At 68.4% G+C, this 17,131-nt stretch carries 16 protein-coding genes; 3 read left to right on the top strand and 13 right to left on the bottom strand.

The genetic code is table 11. The annotated features are described in order from the left end of the window. The first annotated feature begins 20 nt into the window (after positions 1 to 20). Genes VKV57_07440 through speB form a run of 3 tightly spaced genes read left to right on the top strand, consistent with a single transcriptional unit; the run spans position 21 to position 2,196 of the window. Positions 21 to 497: an arginine decarboxylase, pyruvoyl-dependent gene (locus tag VKV57_07440; GenBank protein ID HLW59745.1), complete on the top strand. Its 477-nt coding sequence runs from the start codon at positions 21 to 23 to the stop codon at positions 495 to 497. Continuing rightward, entirely contained in the window at positions 497 to 1,348 is an 852-nt protein-coding gene (gene speE, locus VKV57_07435) for a polyamine aminopropyltransferase (GenBank protein ID HLW59744.1), read from the top strand. The genes VKV57_07440 and speE overlap by 1 nt, the downstream gene beginning before the upstream one ends. Continuing rightward, a complete protein-coding gene (speB, locus tag VKV57_07430) occupies positions 1,345 to 2,196 on the top strand; it encodes an agmatinase (protein ID HLW59743.1) in 852 nt (283 codons plus the stop codon). The genes speE and speB overlap by 4 nt, the downstream gene beginning before the upstream one ends. Before the next feature lie 3 nt (positions 2,197 to 2,199). On the opposite strand, the gene VKV57_07425 is transcribed toward speB, so the two are convergent. From VKV57_07425 to VKV57_07365, 13 genes are all read right to left on the bottom strand, one after another. Next, positions 2,200 to 2,508 carry a MazG nucleotide pyrophosphohydrolase domain-containing protein gene (locus VKV57_07425; GenBank protein HLW59742.1) on the bottom strand — a complete coding sequence of 103 codons (309 nt, stop codon included), beginning with the start codon at positions 2,506 to 2,508 and terminating at the stop codon, positions 2,200 to 2,202. 45 nt (positions 2,509 to 2,553) lie between these two features. Then, positions 2,554 to 3,429 (bottom strand): DUF5666 domain-containing protein, encoded by an 876-nt coding sequence (locus VKV57_07420; protein HLW59741.1) that lies wholly within the window; start codon positions 3,427 to 3,429, stop codon positions 2,554 to 2,556. Between the two features lie 91 nt (positions 3,430 to 3,520). Further along, the gene (locus tag VKV57_07415) at positions 3,521 to 4,846 is read right to left on the bottom strand and encodes a sigma-E factor regulatory protein RseB domain-containing protein (protein HLW59740.1); all 1,326 of its coding nucleotides are present in this window, start codon (positions 4,844 to 4,846) and stop codon (positions 3,521 to 3,523) included. After that, positions 4,843 to 5,352, bottom strand: a complete 510-nt coding sequence (locus VKV57_07410; GenBank protein ID HLW59739.1) for a zf-HC2 domain-containing protein — start codon at positions 5,350 to 5,352, stop codon at positions 4,843 to 4,845. The genes VKV57_07415 and VKV57_07410 overlap by 4 nt, the downstream gene beginning before the upstream one ends. Further along, on the bottom strand, positions 5,349 to 5,972 hold the full coding sequence (locus VKV57_07405) for a sigma-70 family RNA polymerase sigma factor (GenBank protein HLW59738.1): 624 nt from the start codon (positions 5,970 to 5,972) through the stop codon (positions 5,349 to 5,351). The genes VKV57_07410 and VKV57_07405 overlap by 4 nt, the downstream gene beginning before the upstream one ends. Before the next feature lie 56 nt (positions 5,973 to 6,028). Beyond that, positions 6,029 to 8,467: a leucine--tRNA ligase gene (leuS, locus tag VKV57_07400; protein ID HLW59737.1), complete on the bottom strand. Its 2,439-nt coding sequence runs from the start codon at positions 8,465 to 8,467 to the stop codon at positions 6,029 to 6,031. 135 nt (positions 8,468 to 8,602) lie between these two features. Then, positions 8,603 to 9,574, bottom strand: a complete 972-nt coding sequence (locus VKV57_07395) for a quinone oxidoreductase (GenBank protein HLW59736.1) — start codon at positions 9,572 to 9,574, stop codon at positions 8,603 to 8,605. Between the two features lie 155 nt (positions 9,575 to 9,729). Next, on the bottom strand, positions 9,730 to 11,466 hold the full coding sequence (locus VKV57_07390; GenBank protein HLW59735.1) for a GspE/PulE family protein: 1,737 nt from the start codon (positions 11,464 to 11,466) through the stop codon (positions 9,730 to 9,732). Next, positions 11,466 to 11,855: a response regulator gene (locus tag VKV57_07385; GenBank protein HLW59734.1), complete on the bottom strand. Its 390-nt coding sequence runs from the start codon at positions 11,853 to 11,855 to the stop codon at positions 11,466 to 11,468. Before VKV57_07385 ends, VKV57_07390 begins: the two co-directional genes overlap by 1 nt. Then, a complete protein-coding gene (locus VKV57_07380) occupies positions 11,848 to 12,240 on the bottom strand; it encodes a response regulator (GenBank protein ID HLW59733.1) in 393 nt (130 codons plus the stop codon). The genes VKV57_07385 and VKV57_07380 overlap by 8 nt, the downstream gene beginning before the upstream one ends. Next, entirely contained in the window at positions 12,240 to 15,893 is a 3,654-nt protein-coding gene (locus VKV57_07375; protein ID HLW59732.1) for a PAS domain S-box protein, read from the bottom strand. The genes VKV57_07380 and VKV57_07375 overlap by 1 nt, the downstream gene beginning before the upstream one ends. A gap of 257 nt (positions 15,894 to 16,150) precedes the next feature. Beyond that, positions 16,151 to 16,558: a RidA family protein gene (locus VKV57_07370; GenBank protein ID HLW59731.1), complete on the bottom strand. Its 408-nt coding sequence runs from the start codon at positions 16,556 to 16,558 to the stop codon at positions 16,151 to 16,153. 61 nt (positions 16,559 to 16,619) lie between these two features. Then, a complete protein-coding gene (locus VKV57_07365) occupies positions 16,620 to 16,952 on the bottom strand; it encodes an MGMT family protein (GenBank protein HLW59730.1) in 333 nt (110 codons plus the stop codon). Positions 16,953 to 17,131 lie beyond the last annotated feature (179 nt).

Below are 17,131 nucleotides of genomic sequence, written 5' to 3'. Positions count from 1 at the left end.
CTGGTGGAATATCTAGCGGCATGTGGCAGCCACCCAAAGCCGTCTCACTGGTCTCCGGACACGGCGAAGGCCCGTCCGAGCTCAACGCGTTCGACCGGGCGCTGCAGGACGCCGGGGTCGCGAACATCAATTTCCTCCGGGTGACCAGCATCATGCCCCCGGGGGCGCGCGTGATCGAGCTCCCACCCTACCCGCCGGGCCTGCTCGTCCCCGCCGTGTACTCGCGCATCGCGAGCACGAGGCCCGGGGATCTGATCAGCGCAACGATCGGCGTGGGGATCTCGCGGGAGGCATACGGGGTGATCATGGAGCACACCGCCCACTCGTCCCTGGCCGCGGCGGAGGCCACGGTGCGCAGCATGGTCGAGGAGGGGTTTCGCATCCGCGGGATCACGCTCGACGAGGTGATCGTCACCGGCGCCGAGCACACGGTGGAACGGGCCGGATGCGCGGTGGCGGTCGCCCTGTTCTGGCCGGGCCGAAACGGCCTCCTCTGATGCGCGGCGCCTGGATCGTGGATCAGGGGGTGAGCGACATCACCTCCGCCTTCAAGATCACCCGGTGCCTCCACGACGAGCGCACCCCCTACCAGCACCTCGAGATCTACGACAGCCCGCGGTTCGGGCGAATGCTCGTGCTCGACGGCGCCGTGCAAACCACTGAAGGTGATGAGTTCGTCTACCACGAGATGCTCGCCCACCCGGCGCTGTGCGCGCACCCCCGGCCCCGGACCGTCCTGATCATCGGCGGCGGCGACGGAGGGCTGCTGGAGGAAGTCCTCAAGCACCCCATCGAGCGAGCGACGATGGTGGAGATCGACGCGGCGGTCGTCCGCGCCAGCCGGCAGTACCTGAGCACGATCTGTGGCGCGGCCTTCGAGGATCCGCGGGCCACCCTGGTCATCGGCGACGGCATCGCCTACGTCCGGGAAACCCCCGATCGGTTCGACGTCGTGCTGATCGATTCGACCGACCCCGAGGGGGCCGCCACCGGCCTCTTCGCCCCGGAGTTCTACGCCCAGGTGGCAAACCGGCTCACGCCGCAGGGCGTGCTGGCGGTGCAATCCGGCTCGGCGGTTTACCAGCAGGAGTTGATCCGGATGGTCCGGCGACACCTGCGACCGTCGTTCCCGACGGTGCGAACGTACGTCGCGACCGTGACGACCTACCCGGGGGTGCTGTGGTCGTTTACCGTCGGCACGAAGGGCCGGGATCCGCACGCGATCGCGCCCGAGGAGATCGCCCGACGGGTGGCGGCGATTGCCGGGCTGCGCTACTATACGCCGTCGGGGCACCGGGCGGCCTTTGATCTCCCGCCCTACCTCCGGGAACAGGTCGAGATGGAGTGACCTTCCTCGCCGCGCGCGCCCCCGGCGCTGGCGGATCCGCGGGGCCCACGCTCACCGGCGTCCCGTACGATGTCGGGTCGTCGTTTCGGCGGGGCAGCCGGTGGGGACCCGGCGCGATCCGCGGGGCCTCGGACAGCATCGAAACCTACAACCCCCTCCTCGATCGCGACCTGGAAGGGGTCGCGTTCGTCGACGCCGGCGATCTTGCCGTCGAGGCGCTGGACCCGGCGGCGATGGTGCGGGCGGTGCGACGCTCGATCGGGCCCGGGCTCCCGTTCCTCCTCGGCGGCGAGCACACGATCACGCTCGGCGGGGTCCAGGCGGTGACCGCCCGCCACCATGACGTGGTGGTCGTCCAGTGGGACGCGCACACCGATCTCCGCAGCGAATACCAGGGGGCGGAGGTGCACCACGCGACGGTGATGCGTCGCCTGCTGGACGGCGGGGTCCCGCTCGTGCAACTGGGGATCCGGGCGGGCACCCGGGAGGAATTCGCGCTCGCCCGGCGCCGAAGCCTGCATCTCGCTCGGGGGGTCCGGCTCCCCCAGCCTCTACTGGATTCGCTGCGGGAGAAACCGCTCTACCTCACCGTCGACATCGATGTGCTCGACCCGTCCGTGGCGCCGGGGACGGGCAACCCCGAGCCGGATGGGGCCACCTACTCGGAGCTCCTGACGGCCCTGACCGCGCTCGAGGGGCACCGCATCGTGGGCATGGATCTCGTGGAGGTCGCCCCACCGTGGGATCCCGGCGGGGGCACGGCGATCATCGCCGCCTCGCTGGTGCGCGACATGCTGCTGCTGTTCGGGACGCCCGCCGGGGAGCGCACCCCGACGGGAGCGCGCTGATCGTTACCGCGCCGCGGGGTCGAGGGGACAGCGGCAGGGGGATGCCCCGCACCTGGGGCACCCTGCTTCGTACCGGCCGAGCGCCGCGTTGAGATCGACGCCACAGAGCACGGCAACGCTCACGGTCCAGGCGACGACATCGGAGAGCTCCAGCGCCAGCGCGGCCCGGTCGCGGGCGCGCATCGCCTTCGCCACTTCGCCCACTTCCTCGACCAGACGCCGGAACGTCCCGTCGGGACCGCGCGCCCGGTCCCTCGCCCCAAATGTCGCCGAGATCTGCGCCTGCAGCGCCGCCACGTCCATCCGCCGCATCCCTCCACCGGCAGGTTCGGCGGGCGGGGAGCAGGGTCCTGGCCCTTAGCGCAACACGACCAGGGCGGCGCGGAGGCCGACCGATTGGCTCCCGATGGTGATCGGCGTGCCGTAGACGGTCACCGCCTGGCCGGGCGCACACTGCTTGAACGTTGCCGGGCCGGTCCCTCGGACAAAGAACGTCTCCCCCGAGACCGCCACGGGCACCCCCGTCACGACCAGCCCTTCCACGTCATCCAAGCGCTGCGCGACCCCTCCGGAAACCTGGGCAGCGGTGGCGACCGCCAAGGTCACGTCGATGCGGGTGGCGGAAACGCTCCCGTCCGAATTGATCGTCCCCTCGACGTTCACCAGATCATCGGGGGAGATCCCCGGCGCTGCTCCGCCGGCGGCGGCGTGAACCGCGGTCGTTCCGGTGACGATCACGCTCTTCTGCACCCCCCCCTGGTTGAGCAGTTCCAGCATCCGTCCCGAGGAGCGAATCACCACCCCCGAGACGCCGGTGGGCTCCGGGCTCGCGCCGGACGCCCGAGCGTGCAGCCGCGGCATCACCACCGTGAGCCCGAAGGTCGATGCATCCGGCCGCACCACTCCCCAGGTGAGGAGCGGGGTGCCGGGCCGGATCGTGGCGATCGGCACGGGCCCACGATCGGCGTCAACCAGGACGGTCTCGGAAAGCAGGTGCACGACCTGCGTGCCCGTGACGGCCTCGTGGCGCCAGGCCGTTCCCCCCTCAAAGATCTCCGCGCGCCCCTCGCCCGATACGGCCACTGTGATGGTCCGCGTCGACCCGTTGACGGCGGCGGCGGTCCCGGATAGGAGGAGCCACCCCCACCCCCTGGCCAGCGGGGCGGGCGCCACCACGGGGGCGGCGACGGTCGACCCCGTCCCCACAACAGCGGCGATGAGGCAGGCGGCCAAAGCAAACCCTGTCCTGGGAATTCTGCGCATATCAGTTACAGTAACGTGGCGGGGAGAGGGAAATGTTCCGCCGCCCGCCCCGCGGGGGGGGCTAGCGCGGGGTGGCCGGAAGCACGGGGACGACCGGTAGTTCCCCGACCGCCTGTCGGACGATCCGCTGAACCGCCGCCGGGGGGATCCCCAGCCTTCTGGCCAGTTCGTCCGTGGTCAGGCTTCCGCGAACGTAGCGTACGGTCGTGGGGAGATCGGCCCCCAGCCGCTGCGAGAGGAGAACGGTCCTGGCCACCTCCGGGAAGGTCAGCCCTTCCCCGCGAAGCCGGCGGACGGTCGCGGGATCGCTCTCGATGCGGCGGGAAACATCCTGCACCAGGGCCTGTTCTCTTCCCGCGGCGATCTGCCCGGCCACGGTCACCAGCGTCTCGGTCGGCACCGTGCCGACCGCGGTCACCCGGAGACCGCGCTGTTCCCAGATCAGCACGCGGAAGTACCCTTGATCGACGAGCCGCGCGGGCCGGCCCGCGACCTGGATCGGCGTGCCCGCGGAGGGCCATCCGATCGATCCGGCCGGCGCCTCGAAGAATGAGATGAGGTTGCCGCCGTCACTGTAGCGCAGGTACACCGAGGTGAGGCTGCCGAAACGGCTCAGCGCCCCGCCGCGAAATGTGTACCCCTCGGGCAGCACCGGAGGAATCAGCACCGGGAAATGACTCCGCGTCTCGAGGGCGGCCGGGCTCATCGAGCCCGCCTCGGTCGTGATCCAATTGAACACGTGCGCCCCGGCGGGCACCCGGAACTTGAAGTAGGCCTCGGGGAGGTTCAGGCTGAAGCTGATGCGAGAGAAATAGGAACTGAGGATGATCCCCCGATACGGATCTCGCTCTTCGCTGCGGAGGACCGTCCCCGTGGAGCGATCCACCCACAACTGGCGCCGCACCCCCAGGTGGACCGGATCGAGCGCGATCACGTAGGCTTGCCGGCCGATGACGTCCTCGACGCCGAGGGCGGAGAGACGGTAGTTTCGCAGGAGCAGCGTGAGGTCCCGGCTCAGGAGCTGCCCCTGCAGGGTGGGCCCCTCGAACGCCATATTCAGGCTCGGCTCATAGTGCCAGGCGGTGGTGCCGTTGTCGACGATCAGCCGGCCCGCCAGGTCCCCGGGGGACACGTACTCCATCCGCAACAGGTCGGGGCGCTTGTGTGACTCGGCCACCGTGATCGTCTCCATGCGTCCGGCCCGGAGCGCGGTGATCACCTCGGTCCCCTCGTAGTCCACGAGCCGAGGGGCCTCCAGTGCCATCTGGAGAATCCGGGCGGGCGGCACCACCGGTGCCTGGGCAGCGAAGTTCAGGCCGCCGCCGACCAGGACGAGCAGGATCGCGCCAGCCACGGCCCTGGCGAACAGAGGCAGCGAGGCGTTCACGGCGCTCCCTCGTCGCGATGGGTCGACCCCCCGACGAGCACGAGATCCGCGTCCCCCGTCACCACCCCGAGGTAGGCGCGATCCGGCAGCGGCTCCGTGCTCATCTGCAGCGCGTGCTCGCGCACGTAGAGGTCGACCCCAATCTCTGCCGCGTGCAGCCGATCGACCGTCCCCTTGACGAGCGGGATCAGGGCCAGCGCGAGGATCACGATCACGGCCGCGACCGCCCACGCCGGCCGCAGCAGCAACGGCACCCGCCACGAAATCCGCCGCGGCGGCGCCGCGGCGGCCTCGGGCGCGCGCACCACCCGCCAAAACTCCGCGGGGGGCTCGGCCAGCGGGAGTTCGCCGAGCAGGCCCTTGGTGGTCCGGAGGCGCTCGTACTCCTCGCGGCAGCGCCGACATTCCAGCAGGTGTTCCTGCACCGCCGCCCCCTCGCGGGGGAGGAGCTCGCCGTCCAGGTACGCGGACAGCAGTTGTCCGACACGATGGTGGTTCATCTTCATCCGTCCCATCCCCGCCGGCGCGCTTCCATATAGGGGCGCAGCCGCTGCTGGAGCATCTGCCGCGCGCGATGGAGCCGGGATTTCACCGTCCCCAAGGGCACGTGCAGGATTGTGGCGATCTCTTCGTAGGCCAGCCCCTCGATATCGCTCAGCACGACCACCAGTCGGAGGTCCGCGCTCAAGGTCCCCAACGCGCGCTGGATCGCCCCGTCCAGCTGTTCACGCTCGATGATGGCCTCGGGGCTCGACTCGATGTCGGGAAACTCCCGCACCATCTCGCCGCGCGGGGTTTCCATCGGAGCATCGAGCGATTCGACCCTCGCCCGCGGCCGCTTGCGGAGCAGGTCGATGTAGAGGTTGCTGACGATCCGATGCAGCCAGCTCTCCAGCGGCGCGTCGGGCTCGACCCGCCGCAGCGCTCGGAAGACCCGCAGGAAGGCTTCCTGGGAGAGGTCCCGCGCGTCGGCCTCGTTGCCCGCCATGCGGTAGGCAATGTTGTACACATGGCGGGCGTATCGCTGGATGATCGCATCGTACCGCGCCAGCTCTTCCCGCGTATAACGATCCGCGCGGACCGCATCAGGTCGCGCCATCGGGACCATCACGGCCAGCCTCTCCATCACCCAAGAAAGACGCAGCGGACTGGCGAAAAGTTCCTCTCCCCTCGGACGTCGCCCTATCGCACCACGACGTTCACGAGTTTGTCACGGACGACGATCACATCCTGGACCTGCATCCCGTCGATGAACTTCCGGACGCGCTCGCTCGCCAGCGCCGTCTCCCGCAGGCGCGCCTCGTCCAACCCCGCCGACACCTGCACCCGGTCGCGGACGCGCCCGTTGACCTGCAGGACAAGGGTGACGGTGTCCTCGCGAACCGCGTCGGGGTCCCACGCCGGCCAGGCCTGAAGGTGGACGCTGTAGGGTTGGCCGAGCTTCGCCCACAGCTCCTCCGCCAGGTGCGGGGCGAACGGGGCCAGCATCATCACCAGGGCCTTCATCGCCACCGCCCACTCGGGGGTCGCCGCCGCGCCGCCCTCCCGCACCCGCATCAGCGCGTTGGTGCATTCCATCAACGCCGCCAGCGCGGTGTTGAACCGAAATCCCTCCAGGTCCTCGCTCACCCGCTTCAGCGTCTGGTGCACCACGCGGCGGACGGCCGACGCGGCCCCGGGTCCCGCCGCGCCCGGCGGGATCTCGTCCACCACCAGGTGCCAGACGCGGTGCAGAAACCGGTGCAGTCCCTCAATCCCCTTCGGGTTCCACGGCCCGCCGGCGTCCCACGGTCCGATGAACATCAGGTACGCCCGGACGGTGTCCACCCCCATCGTCCCCGCATAGTCGTCGGGGTTGACCACGTTGCCGCGGGATTTGCTCATCCGGTTGCCGTCCGGGCCAAGGATGATGCCTTGGTTGAAGAGGCGGAGCATCGGCTCGTCGAGGGACACCATCCCGATGTCCCGCATCGCCTTGGTGAAGAAGCGCGTGTAGAGCAGGTGCATCACGGCGTGCTCGATTCCGCCGGTGTACTGGTCGACCGGCAGCCACGCCCGGCCTCGCTGCGGGTCAAACGGCCGGTCGTGATCGTGCGGGCTGAGGTACCGGTACTGGTACCACGACGAGTCGACAAAGGTGTCCATGGTGTCGGTTTCTCGCTCCGCCGCTCCTCCACAGCGGGGGCAGCGCACGTGGCGGAACGCCGCGCTGTGCTTCAGCGGCGATTCGCCGGTCGGGAGGAACTCGGCGTCCTCCGGCAACAACACCGGCAGGTCGCCGATCGGCACCGGGACCGTCCCGCAGGCCGGGCAGTAGACCATGGGGATGGGGGTGCCCCAGTATCGCTGACGGCTGATCAACCAGTCCCGCAGCCGGTAGGTCACGGCGGGCCGACCCCGGCCGGCCCGCTCCAACGCCTCGGTGATCCGCCGGCGCCCCTCGTCGCTCGGCGTGCCGTCAAAGGGACCGGAGTTGACCATGGGGCCTTCGCCCTGATACGCCTCGGCCAACGCCTTCCCGTCCCAGTCGGGCGGGGCGATTACGACGGGGATGGGCAGCCGGTACTTGCGGGCGAAGACGAAGTCGCGGCTGTCGTGCGCGGGCACGGCGTGGATCGCCCCCGTCCCGTACGTCAGCAGGACGTAGTCCCCGATGTAGATGGGAATCCGCGCGTTGGTCAACGGGTGCCGGGCGTACGCGCCGATGAACACCCCGGTCTTTTCCCGGTCCTCGGCCAGCCGCTCGATCTCGGACTGTCGCCGCGCCCGGTGGACGTAGGCCGTCACCTCGGCCCGGCGGTCGGGAGTGGTCAACTTCTCGACCAACGGGTGCTCGGGGGCGAGGACCAGGAACGTGGCGCCGAAGAGCGTGTCGGGCCGGGTGGTGAAGACGGTGATCGGGTCCCCTTGCTCGCTGCTGTAGGTAATCTCCGCGCCTTCGCTCCGGCCGATCCAGTTGCGCTGCAGCGTCTGCACGCGCTCCGGCCACTCCATCTTGCTGAAATCGAGCAACTCGTCCGCGTACTTGGTGATCCGGAAGAACCACTGCTCCAGGTCTTTCTTGACCACCGGGGTGCCGCACCGCTCGCAGACGCGATCGGTGCCGACGACCTGTTCTCGGGCCAACGTCGTGTTGTCGTGGGGGCACCAGTCCACGGCGGCCAGCGCCCGATAGACCAATCCGGCCTCGTAGAACTTGAGGAAAAACCATTGGTTCCACTTGTAGTATTCGGGCAGGCAGGTCACCACTTCGTGGGACCAGTCAAACATCGCCCCCATCGACCGCAGTTGCCCGCGCATGCGCTCGATGTTCGCCATCGTCCACTTATATGGATGGATCCCGTGCTGGATCGCGGCATTCTCCGCCGGCAGTCCGAACGCATCGAACCCGATGGGGAAGAAAACATTGTACCCACGCATCCGCAGGTATCGCGCCTTGGTGTCCGACGCCGTCATCACGTACCAGTGACCGATGTGCAGATCACCGCTCGGATAGGGGTACATGGTCAGGAAATAGAGCTTGGGCCGGTCCGACTGATCCGGCGTCCGGTACAGCCCGTCGGCTTTCCACCGGGCCTGCCACATCGGCTCGAGCCGCTTGGGGTCGTACCCTTCGCCCATACGTCTCCTGCCCCGCTCCCACCGACGTGCCGGAGCGGCGATGAGATGAACGGTGCCCGCGCTGGTAGAGTATCCCTACTGTAGCAAGCGCCGGAATAGGGGTCAACGGCGGGGCGCCGCCCCGCGATGAGCGCGCTACGCCGGCAGCAGCAAGAGTTTTCCGGAAGTGCCTCGACTCGCCAGCGCCCGGTGGGCCTCCGCGGCCTGGGCGAGCGGGAAGGTGCGGTCGATCCGGAGCTTCAGCCGGCCGGAGGCCACCCAGCTCAAGACGTCGCCGGCGCGGTCGTTGAGCTCCTCGGCGGTGGAAGTGTAATTCCCGAGCGTGGGGCGCGTCAGGAAGAGCGATCCCCCCGCGTTCAACCGCTGGGGGTCGACCGGCGGGACCGGGCCACTCGCCTGGCCGAAAAGGACCATCAGACCCCGGGGCGCCAGGCAGTTCAAGCTCTGATCGAAGGTCGTCTTGCCGACGGAGTCGTAGACGACCTGGACGCCCTTTCCCTCCGTCAGCCGCTTGACCTCGGATTCAAAATCGACCGTCGTGTACAGAACGACGTCGTCGGCCCCGGCCTCCCGCGCGAGGAGAGCCTTCGCCTGCGTGGACACGGTCCCGATCACGCGCGCGCCGAGCATCTTCGCCATCTGCACGAGCAGCAACCCCACCCCGCCGGCCGCGGCGTGGACCAGGGCGGTCTCACCGGCGGCGAGCCGGTAGGTGCTGTGGCAGAGGTAGTGCGCGGTCATGCCCTGCAGCATCGCCGCCGCCGCCGTGGTGAACTCGGTTCCCCCCGGCAGCTTGACCAGGCGCCACGCCGGGATCACGGCATATTCCGCGTACGCGCCCATCGCCCCGGTGGAGGCAACGCGGTCGCCTCGGGTGATCCCCGACACCTCCGGCCCCACCCCCTCTACCGTCCCCGCGGCTTCGACGCCAATCGTGAACGGCAGCGACGCCTTGGACCAGCCCACCCGGGAATAGATGTCGGTGTAGTTGACGCCGATCGCCTGGATCTTGACGAGCGCCTGCCCGCGGCCCGGCTCGGGCGTCGGCAGGTCCTCGAGGCGCAACACCTCAGGCCCTCCAGTGGCATGCACACGGATCGCTTTCACGGTTCCCTCCTCGCTCAGCCGACACGTCGGTGGGCGCCGCCGCCAGCGGCCGGCACCCCCTACGCATATTACAGCGGGAAGCCGTTGTCCTCCGTCCGAGAGCGCGCGCGGCCCCCTGGACGGGGACCGCGCGCGCGCGGAACACCGCCGCACGTCTACAGGGCGACCCGGAACACCTCTTCGATCGTCGTCTCGCCCATGATCGACTTGGCCAGGCCGTCCCAGAACATCGTCCGCATTCCGCCCGCGATGGCGACCTTACGGATCGCCGAGGCGTCGCGCCTTTCCAGAATCATCGTGCGGATGGTGTCGGTCACCTCGAACAGCTCAAACACCCCCATCCGCCCCCGGTACCCGCTGCCGAGACACTGCGGGCACCCCTTGCCCTTGAAGACGTGGAGGCCGGAGAGGGGGTCGGCCGAATGGCCCAGGACACCCTCCGCTTGAAGGATGCGGATCGTCTCCTCGTAGTCGGCCCGGGCCCGCAGCCGCTCGAGGGTGTCGCGCTCGAGCGGCACGCTCTGACGGCAGTGGAGGCAGATCTTCCGGACCAACCGCTGGGCCATCACGAGCGCGAGCGTGGAATTGATCAGAAACGGCTCGATCCCCAGGTCCAGCAGGCGGGGAACCGCGCTCGTGGCGTCGTTCGTGTGCAGGGTCGACAAAACCAGCCGGCCCACCAGCGCCGCGCGGATTGCCATCTCAACCGTTTCCCGATCTCGGATCTCGCCCACCATGATGATGTCGGGGTCCTGCCGCAGCAGCGCCCGCAGGCCCGAGGCGAAGGTCATGCCGGCCACCGGGTTGATCGAGATCTGGTTCACACGGGGGATCGTGTACTCGACCGGGTCTTCCACCGTGGAGATATTCACGACGTTGTGCCGTTCGATAAAGAGGCGGGTCAGCGTCGCGTACAGCGTCGTCGTCTTCCCCGACCCCGTCGGGCCGGTGATCAGGATCAACCCGAAGGGGCGGCTGATGCCCCGCGTGACGATCTCCCGGTCGGCGGGCAAGAATCCCAGATCCTCGAGATCCAGCAGCGCCCGCTCCTTGGTCAAGAGCCGGATCACCGCTTTTTCGCCCCAATGCGTCGGCATGGTCGCGACCCGGAAATCCAGCTTCAGCCCGCCGAAGGTCGCGTCGAACCGGCCGTCCTGCGGTACCCGCTTCTCGTCGATGCGCATCTCGCTGAGGATCTTGATGCGGGCCAGGAGCGACGGCATGACGCTGCTGGGAAGGCTGAGCACATCGTGCAGGGCGCCGTCGATCCGGTACCGGACATAGGCCTCGAGTTCGTAGGGCTCGATGTGGACGTCCGACGCCTCGGAGACGACCGCGTACTCGAGGATGCTGTCCAGAAGGGTGATCGCCGAGCGCCCTTGGTCGTCCCCGTCGCCAGACACGACCGCCGCCCGCTCGGTGACGGCGCGTTCGAGAATGGCGTGCAGGTCTCCCTTGTAGAGGAGGAGCGCGCGCTGAATCGCGGTCTCCGTCGCCAGGTGCGGCACGACCCGCATCCAGGCCATGCGCTGCAGCTCGTCGATGGCGGGCTGATCGCGCGGATCCCACATCGCAACGTGGAGCTGTCCGTCGCGAACGGCGAAGGGCAGCAGGGTGCGGGACCGCGCAAACTCCTCCGGCACCAGCCGGAGGGCGTCCGGGCGGACGTCCGATGCCCGCAGTTCCTTGAACCCGACGCCCCAGGCTTTCCCCAGGCTCTCCAACAGGAAGTGCATCGGCACGCCGCCCCGCTCGACCAGGGCCTGCTCGAAGGGGATCTTAAAGCGGTCCGCCAGCTCGCGGACCTTGCCGAACTCGGCCTCGTCGAGGACCTCCAGCTGCGTCACCAGCAGGTCCTTGAGCTCTTGTTCGCTCGCCCGCACGCCCGCCATCAGCCCGCCCTCGCCGCAAACAGGTCTTTGATCCGCTTGACGAGGTCGTCGAGGGACAGGTTGGCCTTGATCAGGTAGGCTTCCGCGCCGCCGATGAGGGCCTGCTCCATGTCGTTGTCCTGACTGAGATTGCTCATCACGATGACCGGGATTTTGGAAGTGGCGTCATTCGCTTTCAGCTGCCGCAGCACTTCGAAGCCCTGGAGGCCGGGCATGATCAGGTCAAGGAGGACGAGGTCGGGAACCTCGGCCCGGGCGACCCGCAATCCCTCCTCGCCATCCGCGGCCGTCAGCACCGCGAACCCGTGCCGGCGGAGGGCGGCCTCTGCCGCTTTGCGGAGAAAGCGGTCGTCTTCGACGATGAGGATGCGCCGTGTCCCCTCAGGCATCGTCCCCGGGGGCCTCCAGGATCCGCTTCACCCGTTCGCCCAGATCCTGCAGCGACAGGTTCGCCTTGACCAAAGACCCGACGGCGCCCAACTCCTGCACCAGGTTAATATCAAGGTCGCGCGACGAATTGGACAAGATGAGGACCGGAATGGCGCGGGTCTCCTCCCCGGCCTTGAGGGCCCGCAACACCTCGATCCCGGGGAGCTTCGGCATGAGCAGATCGAGCAGGATGAGGTCGGGGAGTTCCGCCTGCGCGAGCCGAAGGCCCTCCGCCCCATCCTGCGCCGTGGTCACGGTGTAGCCTCGCTGTTCGAGGCCGGCTTGGCAGGCCCGCCGGAGGAACCGATCGTCCTCGACGATCAAGATACGGTGTCGAGCTCCCATCAGTGCCCCCTCGGAAACGGCAGCATGAAGTGAAACGTCGACCCCTTACCCTCTTCCGATTCGCACCAGATCCGCCCCCCGTGCCGCTCCACGATCAGCCGGACGAGATAGAGGCCGAGGCCCGTGCCTTCGGTTTCCAGGATGGCCACGTTGTCCGCCCGATAGAACTTCTCAAACAACTTCGACATCGAGGCCTGGGGGATTCCGATGCCGCTGTCCTGGACCGCCCAGGTCACCCCCCCATTCTCCTGGCCGACGCGCAGGATGATGTCTCCCGGCCCCGGTGTGTACTTAATGGCGTTGGACAGGAGGTTCATCACCACCTGCCGCATCAGCTGCGGGTCCGCCTGCACGGGGGGGGGCGTCTCGGCCGGGGCGACCGTGAGGCGATGGCCTTTCTCGTGGATGATCGGGGCCAGTTCGGCCAAGACGCTCTTGGTGAGCTCCGTCAGGTCCAGTTCCTGGGAGGTAAGCGTGAGGCGTCCGCTCTCAAGCCGAGAGACGTCCAACAGATCGTTGACGAGGTGGATCAACCGCTGATTGGCCGCACGCGCATCGTCGATGTATTGGCGGAGGTCCTCCGCCGCCTCCGTCTCCGCCGCCAGTTCCAGCATCCACTTGATCCCCGACAGCGGAGTACGCAGCTGGTGGGTGACGAAGGAAACAAAGTCGGACTTCATCCGGCTGACCTCTCGCTCCTCGGTCATGTCGTGGAGGGTCAAGGTGTACCCGGCAATCGTTCCCCCCGCTCCCCAGGTGGGCTGCATCTCCCAGTGCAGCACGCGCTTGGTCACCGACAACTCGAGGTCACCCTCCCCGCTGACCGATCTTCCTTCCCGCAGCGCCTTGATCGTGTCGAGCACGGTCTCGCACTCGGCGAGCTCAACCCCCACCGAGGCGAGGAGATCCCGCAGATCACCCTTCGCCGTCGACCCCAGCGGCTGTGCCAGGAGCACTCCCGCCCGGCGGTTGGCCGTCTGGATCCGACCGTTCAGGCCGACAAAGAGGATCCCGTCGGACGTCGAGTCCATGATCGCGCTAATGCGGGCTTCCCGCTCCCGCAACGCCAGCTCGGTCTGCTTGCGCTCGGAGATGTCGTGGACAAAGATGTTGAAGCTGAACGCATCGCCCGCCCGCACGGGGGAGACCGAAAACTCGACGGGGAATTCGTGGCCATCGCGGTGGAGGGCCGTCGTCTCAAACCGCCTGTCGAAGACCGCAACGCCGCCCGCGGCGAGGACCTGCTTCAACCTCCCCTCGTGTGTGTCCCGAGCTTGGGGGGGAATGATCGTGTCGGACAATCGGCGGCCGACCGCCTCCGACCGCGGCCAGCCAAACGTCGCCTCCGCCTGGGCATTCCAAGCGGTGATCAACCCGTCGGGATCTGTGGCCACGAACGCGTCCTGGGCCGTCTCGATGATCAGGCGGATCCGCTCTTCGCTCGCCTGCAGCGCCGCTTCGTTGCGACGGCGCGCCGTGATGTCCTCAAACGCCACCACCGCCCCCTCCAGCCCGTGCTCCCCCACGATCGGTCCCGATGAGAACTCGACGGGAAACGACGTGCCGTCCCGGCGCCAGAAGACCTCGCTGTCGATTCGGCACGCATGGCCGGTCCGGAGCGCCCGAAGGATCGGGCAGGCCTCGACCGGATACGGTGAGCCATCGGCCAAGCTGTGGTGCAGCACGGCGTGCATGTCCCGGCCGATCAGTTCATCGGGAGCATACCCGAGCACGTTCGCTGCGGTCTGGTTGATAAACGTGCAGCACCCCTGCATATCAATGCCGTAGACTCCCTCCGTGACAGATTCGAGCAGCAGGCGGACGTGGTTGGAGAGGCGCCGCTCTCGCCCGAGCGCCTCGACCCGCTCCCCTTCCGCCCGTGCGCGCTCCGCCGTGCGGGCCGCCAGGCGGGTGCGCATCTCCTCGAATGCGGTGGAAAGCTCTCGCACCTCGGCGACGGCGCTGTGGGGAACCGGATCGTGACTGGTCCCTTCGTCGAATCGGGTGACCTCCCGGGCGAGCCCCTCCAAGGGCTTGGCGATGGCGCTGGCCAGGACGATCCCAGCCAGGGCGGCCAGCCCGATCAGGAGCAGGTGGACCTGGAAGGCGCGCTCACGAACTCTGTCCGCCCCCGCCAGCGCGGCCGCCCGAGGGCGCTCCACGACCACGCCCCAGGTGACATCGTCCAGGCGCGCGTACCCAACCACACGCACGCCTTCCGCGCCGCGGTAGATGAGCGACCCCGGAAGGTGACTGCCCAGGAGCATCTCGGTTACTGGCGGCGCACCGGACAGGTCCGTGTGGAGCGGGTACCGGGTGGCGTCTCCGGACGCAATCACGCGGCCCGCCTCGTCAACTAGGTAACTCGCACCAGCGATGTCGGTGCTGACCCTCCTTAGGATGTCGTCGATGCTGGATGCTTCCACCGTACCGAGCACTGCCCCCGAAAATTGTCCGTCCGAGGAGCGCGTCGGGGCCGCAAACCCCATGACCAGCTGGTGAATCGTCGGTGAGACATAGAAATCGACCGATAGCCCGTTGGTCTCCCTCGCCGCCTCAAACACATGCAGGCCGTTGGCGGCGTGCAGAGGGCGCCCGTCACTGCGCGCGCGTGGTTGCCCGGCGGCGTCGTAGCTGGAGAACGCCACGATGTCGGGAGACTCGCCGGCGACCGCGCGCAGCAGGGCCTCCTCCCCCCCATGATCCAGTCCCGAGAGGCTGAGCGAATCGGCCAGGGTGACCGCGGCGGCCCGATGTTGGACGACGAAGTCGGAAATCTGATCGGCCAGCGACTTCGCGAGCGTCTGCTGAAGCACGAGTGCCTGCTGCGTTGCCGACCGCTCTTCCTCTCCGGTGACGAAGCCCACCGCAAAGATCAGCGGGACCGCCGCAGCAACCGCCAGCGCCAAGGCGATCCGCGCGCGAAGCGAACTCGGCCTGATCGCATAGAGTAACGGTCCCATCCACGGCTGGAGGACGAGGAGCAGGCCAAATGCGCCGCCATAGACGATCCCGGTCCAGTACCGGGCCGGCAGAGCTGTCGTTGCGAGAGAAACGAGTAACGCCCCACCGCCGACCGGATAGAGCACCCTGGTGGCCCACCGAGGGAGCTGGGGTAGTTGGGCGAAGACGAGCGCTCCCCCGCCGCCCACGAAGATCAACCCATACAGCGCAAGATGAGGGCGAACCACGTCGTAGAACGGCGCGAGAAATTGGCGTGGGAACCCCCAGAACATGAGCCCCGACGCCATCGCGCCTAGGCCCATCAGCAGGCCGAACAGATGGCGCCCCCCGCGCCACTCCTCCGGCCCGCCGGGTCCGCGGATGAACGGTGCGATCGCCGTTCCCAGTCCGAGGACCGCATACTGACACGTCGCGGTCCAGATCCCGGGGACGGTGAAACCCCGGGCGAGAGCGAGCACGACACCGGCGGCCAGCAGGTGGCCGACGATCGTCAGCGTCCGCCGGGGACTGAAGATGGCGACGGCGAGCAGGCCGTTCCCGGCCACGAGGAACGCCAACCCCCACCCGGTCAGGTGTGGAACGAATGCCGCATAGGCGGGGGTGTCGAACTGCTCAGGAACCGTGATCATCAGCGCCCCGATCAGCGCGCAAAACAGCCCCACCGCCCACTGCAGCATGGTAATCCGCATCGGTGTCTGGGTTCCTCTCCTTCGAGCCGCCATCGAGCGGTCGTACCATGCGGTGGGAGCGGCGGGACTCGGCGATGGACAGGGTCGGCACGGGCCGGTCTAGACCGGCGCACCGATCGCCAATCTTATCACCTTCTTCCAGGAAAATGCCCACCTGTCGACGATCCTAGACCTTGGAGCCCGAGGATGGACCGCGCTGCGAAAGGGGGTGGAGCCGATCAGGCCTCGCCGCCGCGACCCCTCCGGTCCGGGGGCACCTAAGGGGGAACGAGCGATGGTTCGCCGACAATCGCCTCGACTTCGATTTCAACCAACATCTCCGGATCGACCAGGCGGGTCACCCCAACCAATGTCGCCGCAGGGCGGACCTCCCGGAAGAACTCGGCGTGGGCTCGGCCGATCTGCTCCCAGTGATCGATGTCCGTCACGTACATCCGCGTGCGAACGACGTCCGTCATCTCCGCGCCCGCCTGCCGAAGGGCCATCTCGATGTTCTGAAGCGTTTGGATCGCCTGCGCGTAGGGATCGCCCCGCCCGACGATCTTCCCTTGCGTGTCGACCGCGGTGGTCCCCGAGACGTGCACGACCGATCCGACTCGGACGGCCCGCGAGTAGCCTACGATAGGCTCCCACGGAGCCCCCGACGAGATGCGCTGCCGCGACACTGTTCATTCACCTCCCCCACGTGGCCGCTACCGGCGCGGCGCGTAGTTTGAGAATCGGGCCTCACAAGGTTCGCCATCCAAACGCGTCCAGATCGATCCGCCCCTCGCGGTCGAACCGCACGCCCTCGCGCTCCAAGAGCATCCGCTGCCGGCGAGGTCCTCCGGTCGGACGCCAGCTGATCTTACCGCCGGCGTTGACCACACGATGCCACGGCACCCCCGGCCCGGACGTGCGCAGGGCCCAGCCGACCGTCCGGGCTCCGCGGGGCGCCCCGAGCGCCCGCGCGATCGCCCCGTAACTGGTGACCCGACCCCGTGGGATCCGCCTCACCAACGCGTAGACGCGCAGGAAGAACGTCGGCCCTGCTCGGACGCGGGAGCCCAAGGACTTCATCCCCCCCCGGGGCACCACTCACGAAAGGACGCCGGCTGGCGCGGGGGCTCTCCGGGAGAGCGGAGAACGTCGACAGAGAACAGGGCACACGAGACGGCCCTGGCCCCCATGGCATCTCCGGAGGGCCGCCGTACGATGATCTCGGAGTGCGGTCGTGTCTTCACGTATTGGCAGGCGTT

The sequence above is a fragment of the bacterium genome (genome assembly GCA_035307765.1).
Classification (GTDB): domain Bacteria; phylum Sysuimicrobiota; class Sysuimicrobiia; order Sysuimicrobiales; family Segetimicrobiaceae; genus Segetimicrobium.
The sequence above is the reverse complement of the archived record's forward strand: the minus strand, read 5'-3'. Positions and strand labels throughout refer to the sequence as shown.

What these genes read in the sequence shown, in the direction of transcription:
- VKV57_07440 (HLW59745.1), top strand. Translation starts at nt 21, where the DNA reads ATGTGGCAGCCACCCAAAGCCGTCTCACTGGTCTCCGGACACGGCGAA.
- speE (HLW59744.1), top strand. Translation starts at nt 497, where the DNA reads ATGCGCGGCGCCTGGATCGTGGATCAGGGGGTGAGCGACATCACCTCC.
- VKV57_07425 (HLW59742.1), bottom strand. Translation starts at nt 2,508, where the DNA reads ATGCGGCGGATGGACGTGGCGGCGCTGCAGGCGCAGATCTCGGCGACA.
- VKV57_07410 (HLW59739.1), bottom strand. Translation starts at nt 5,352, where the DNA reads ATGAAGATGAACCACCATCGTGTCGGACAACTGCTGTCCGCGTACCTG.
- VKV57_07405 (HLW59738.1), bottom strand. Translation starts at nt 5,972, where the DNA reads ATGGAGAGGCTGGCCGTGATGGTCCCGATGGCGCGACCTGATGCGGTC.
- leuS (HLW59737.1), bottom strand. Translation starts at nt 8,467, where the DNA reads ATGGGCGAAGGGTACGACCCCAAGCGGCTCGAGCCGATGTGGCAGGCC.
- VKV57_07390 (HLW59735.1), bottom strand. Translation starts at nt 11,466, where the DNA reads ATGGCGGGCGTGCGGGCGAGCGAACAAGAGCTCAAGGACCTGCTGGTG.
- VKV57_07385 (HLW59734.1), bottom strand. Translation starts at nt 11,855, where the DNA reads ATGCCTGAGGGGACACGGCGCATCCTCATCGTCGAAGACGACCGCTTT.
- VKV57_07380 (HLW59733.1), bottom strand. Translation starts at nt 12,240, where the DNA reads ATGGGAGCTCGACACCGTATCTTGATCGTCGAGGACGATCGGTTCCTC.
- VKV57_07375 (HLW59732.1), bottom strand. Translation starts at nt 15,893, where the DNA reads ATGCGGATTACCATGCTGCAGTGGGCGGTGGGGCTGTTTTGCGCGCTG.
- VKV57_07365 (HLW59730.1), bottom strand. Translation starts at nt 16,952, where the DNA reads ATGAAGTCCTTGGGCTCCCGCGTCCGAGCAGGGCCGACGTTCTTCCTG.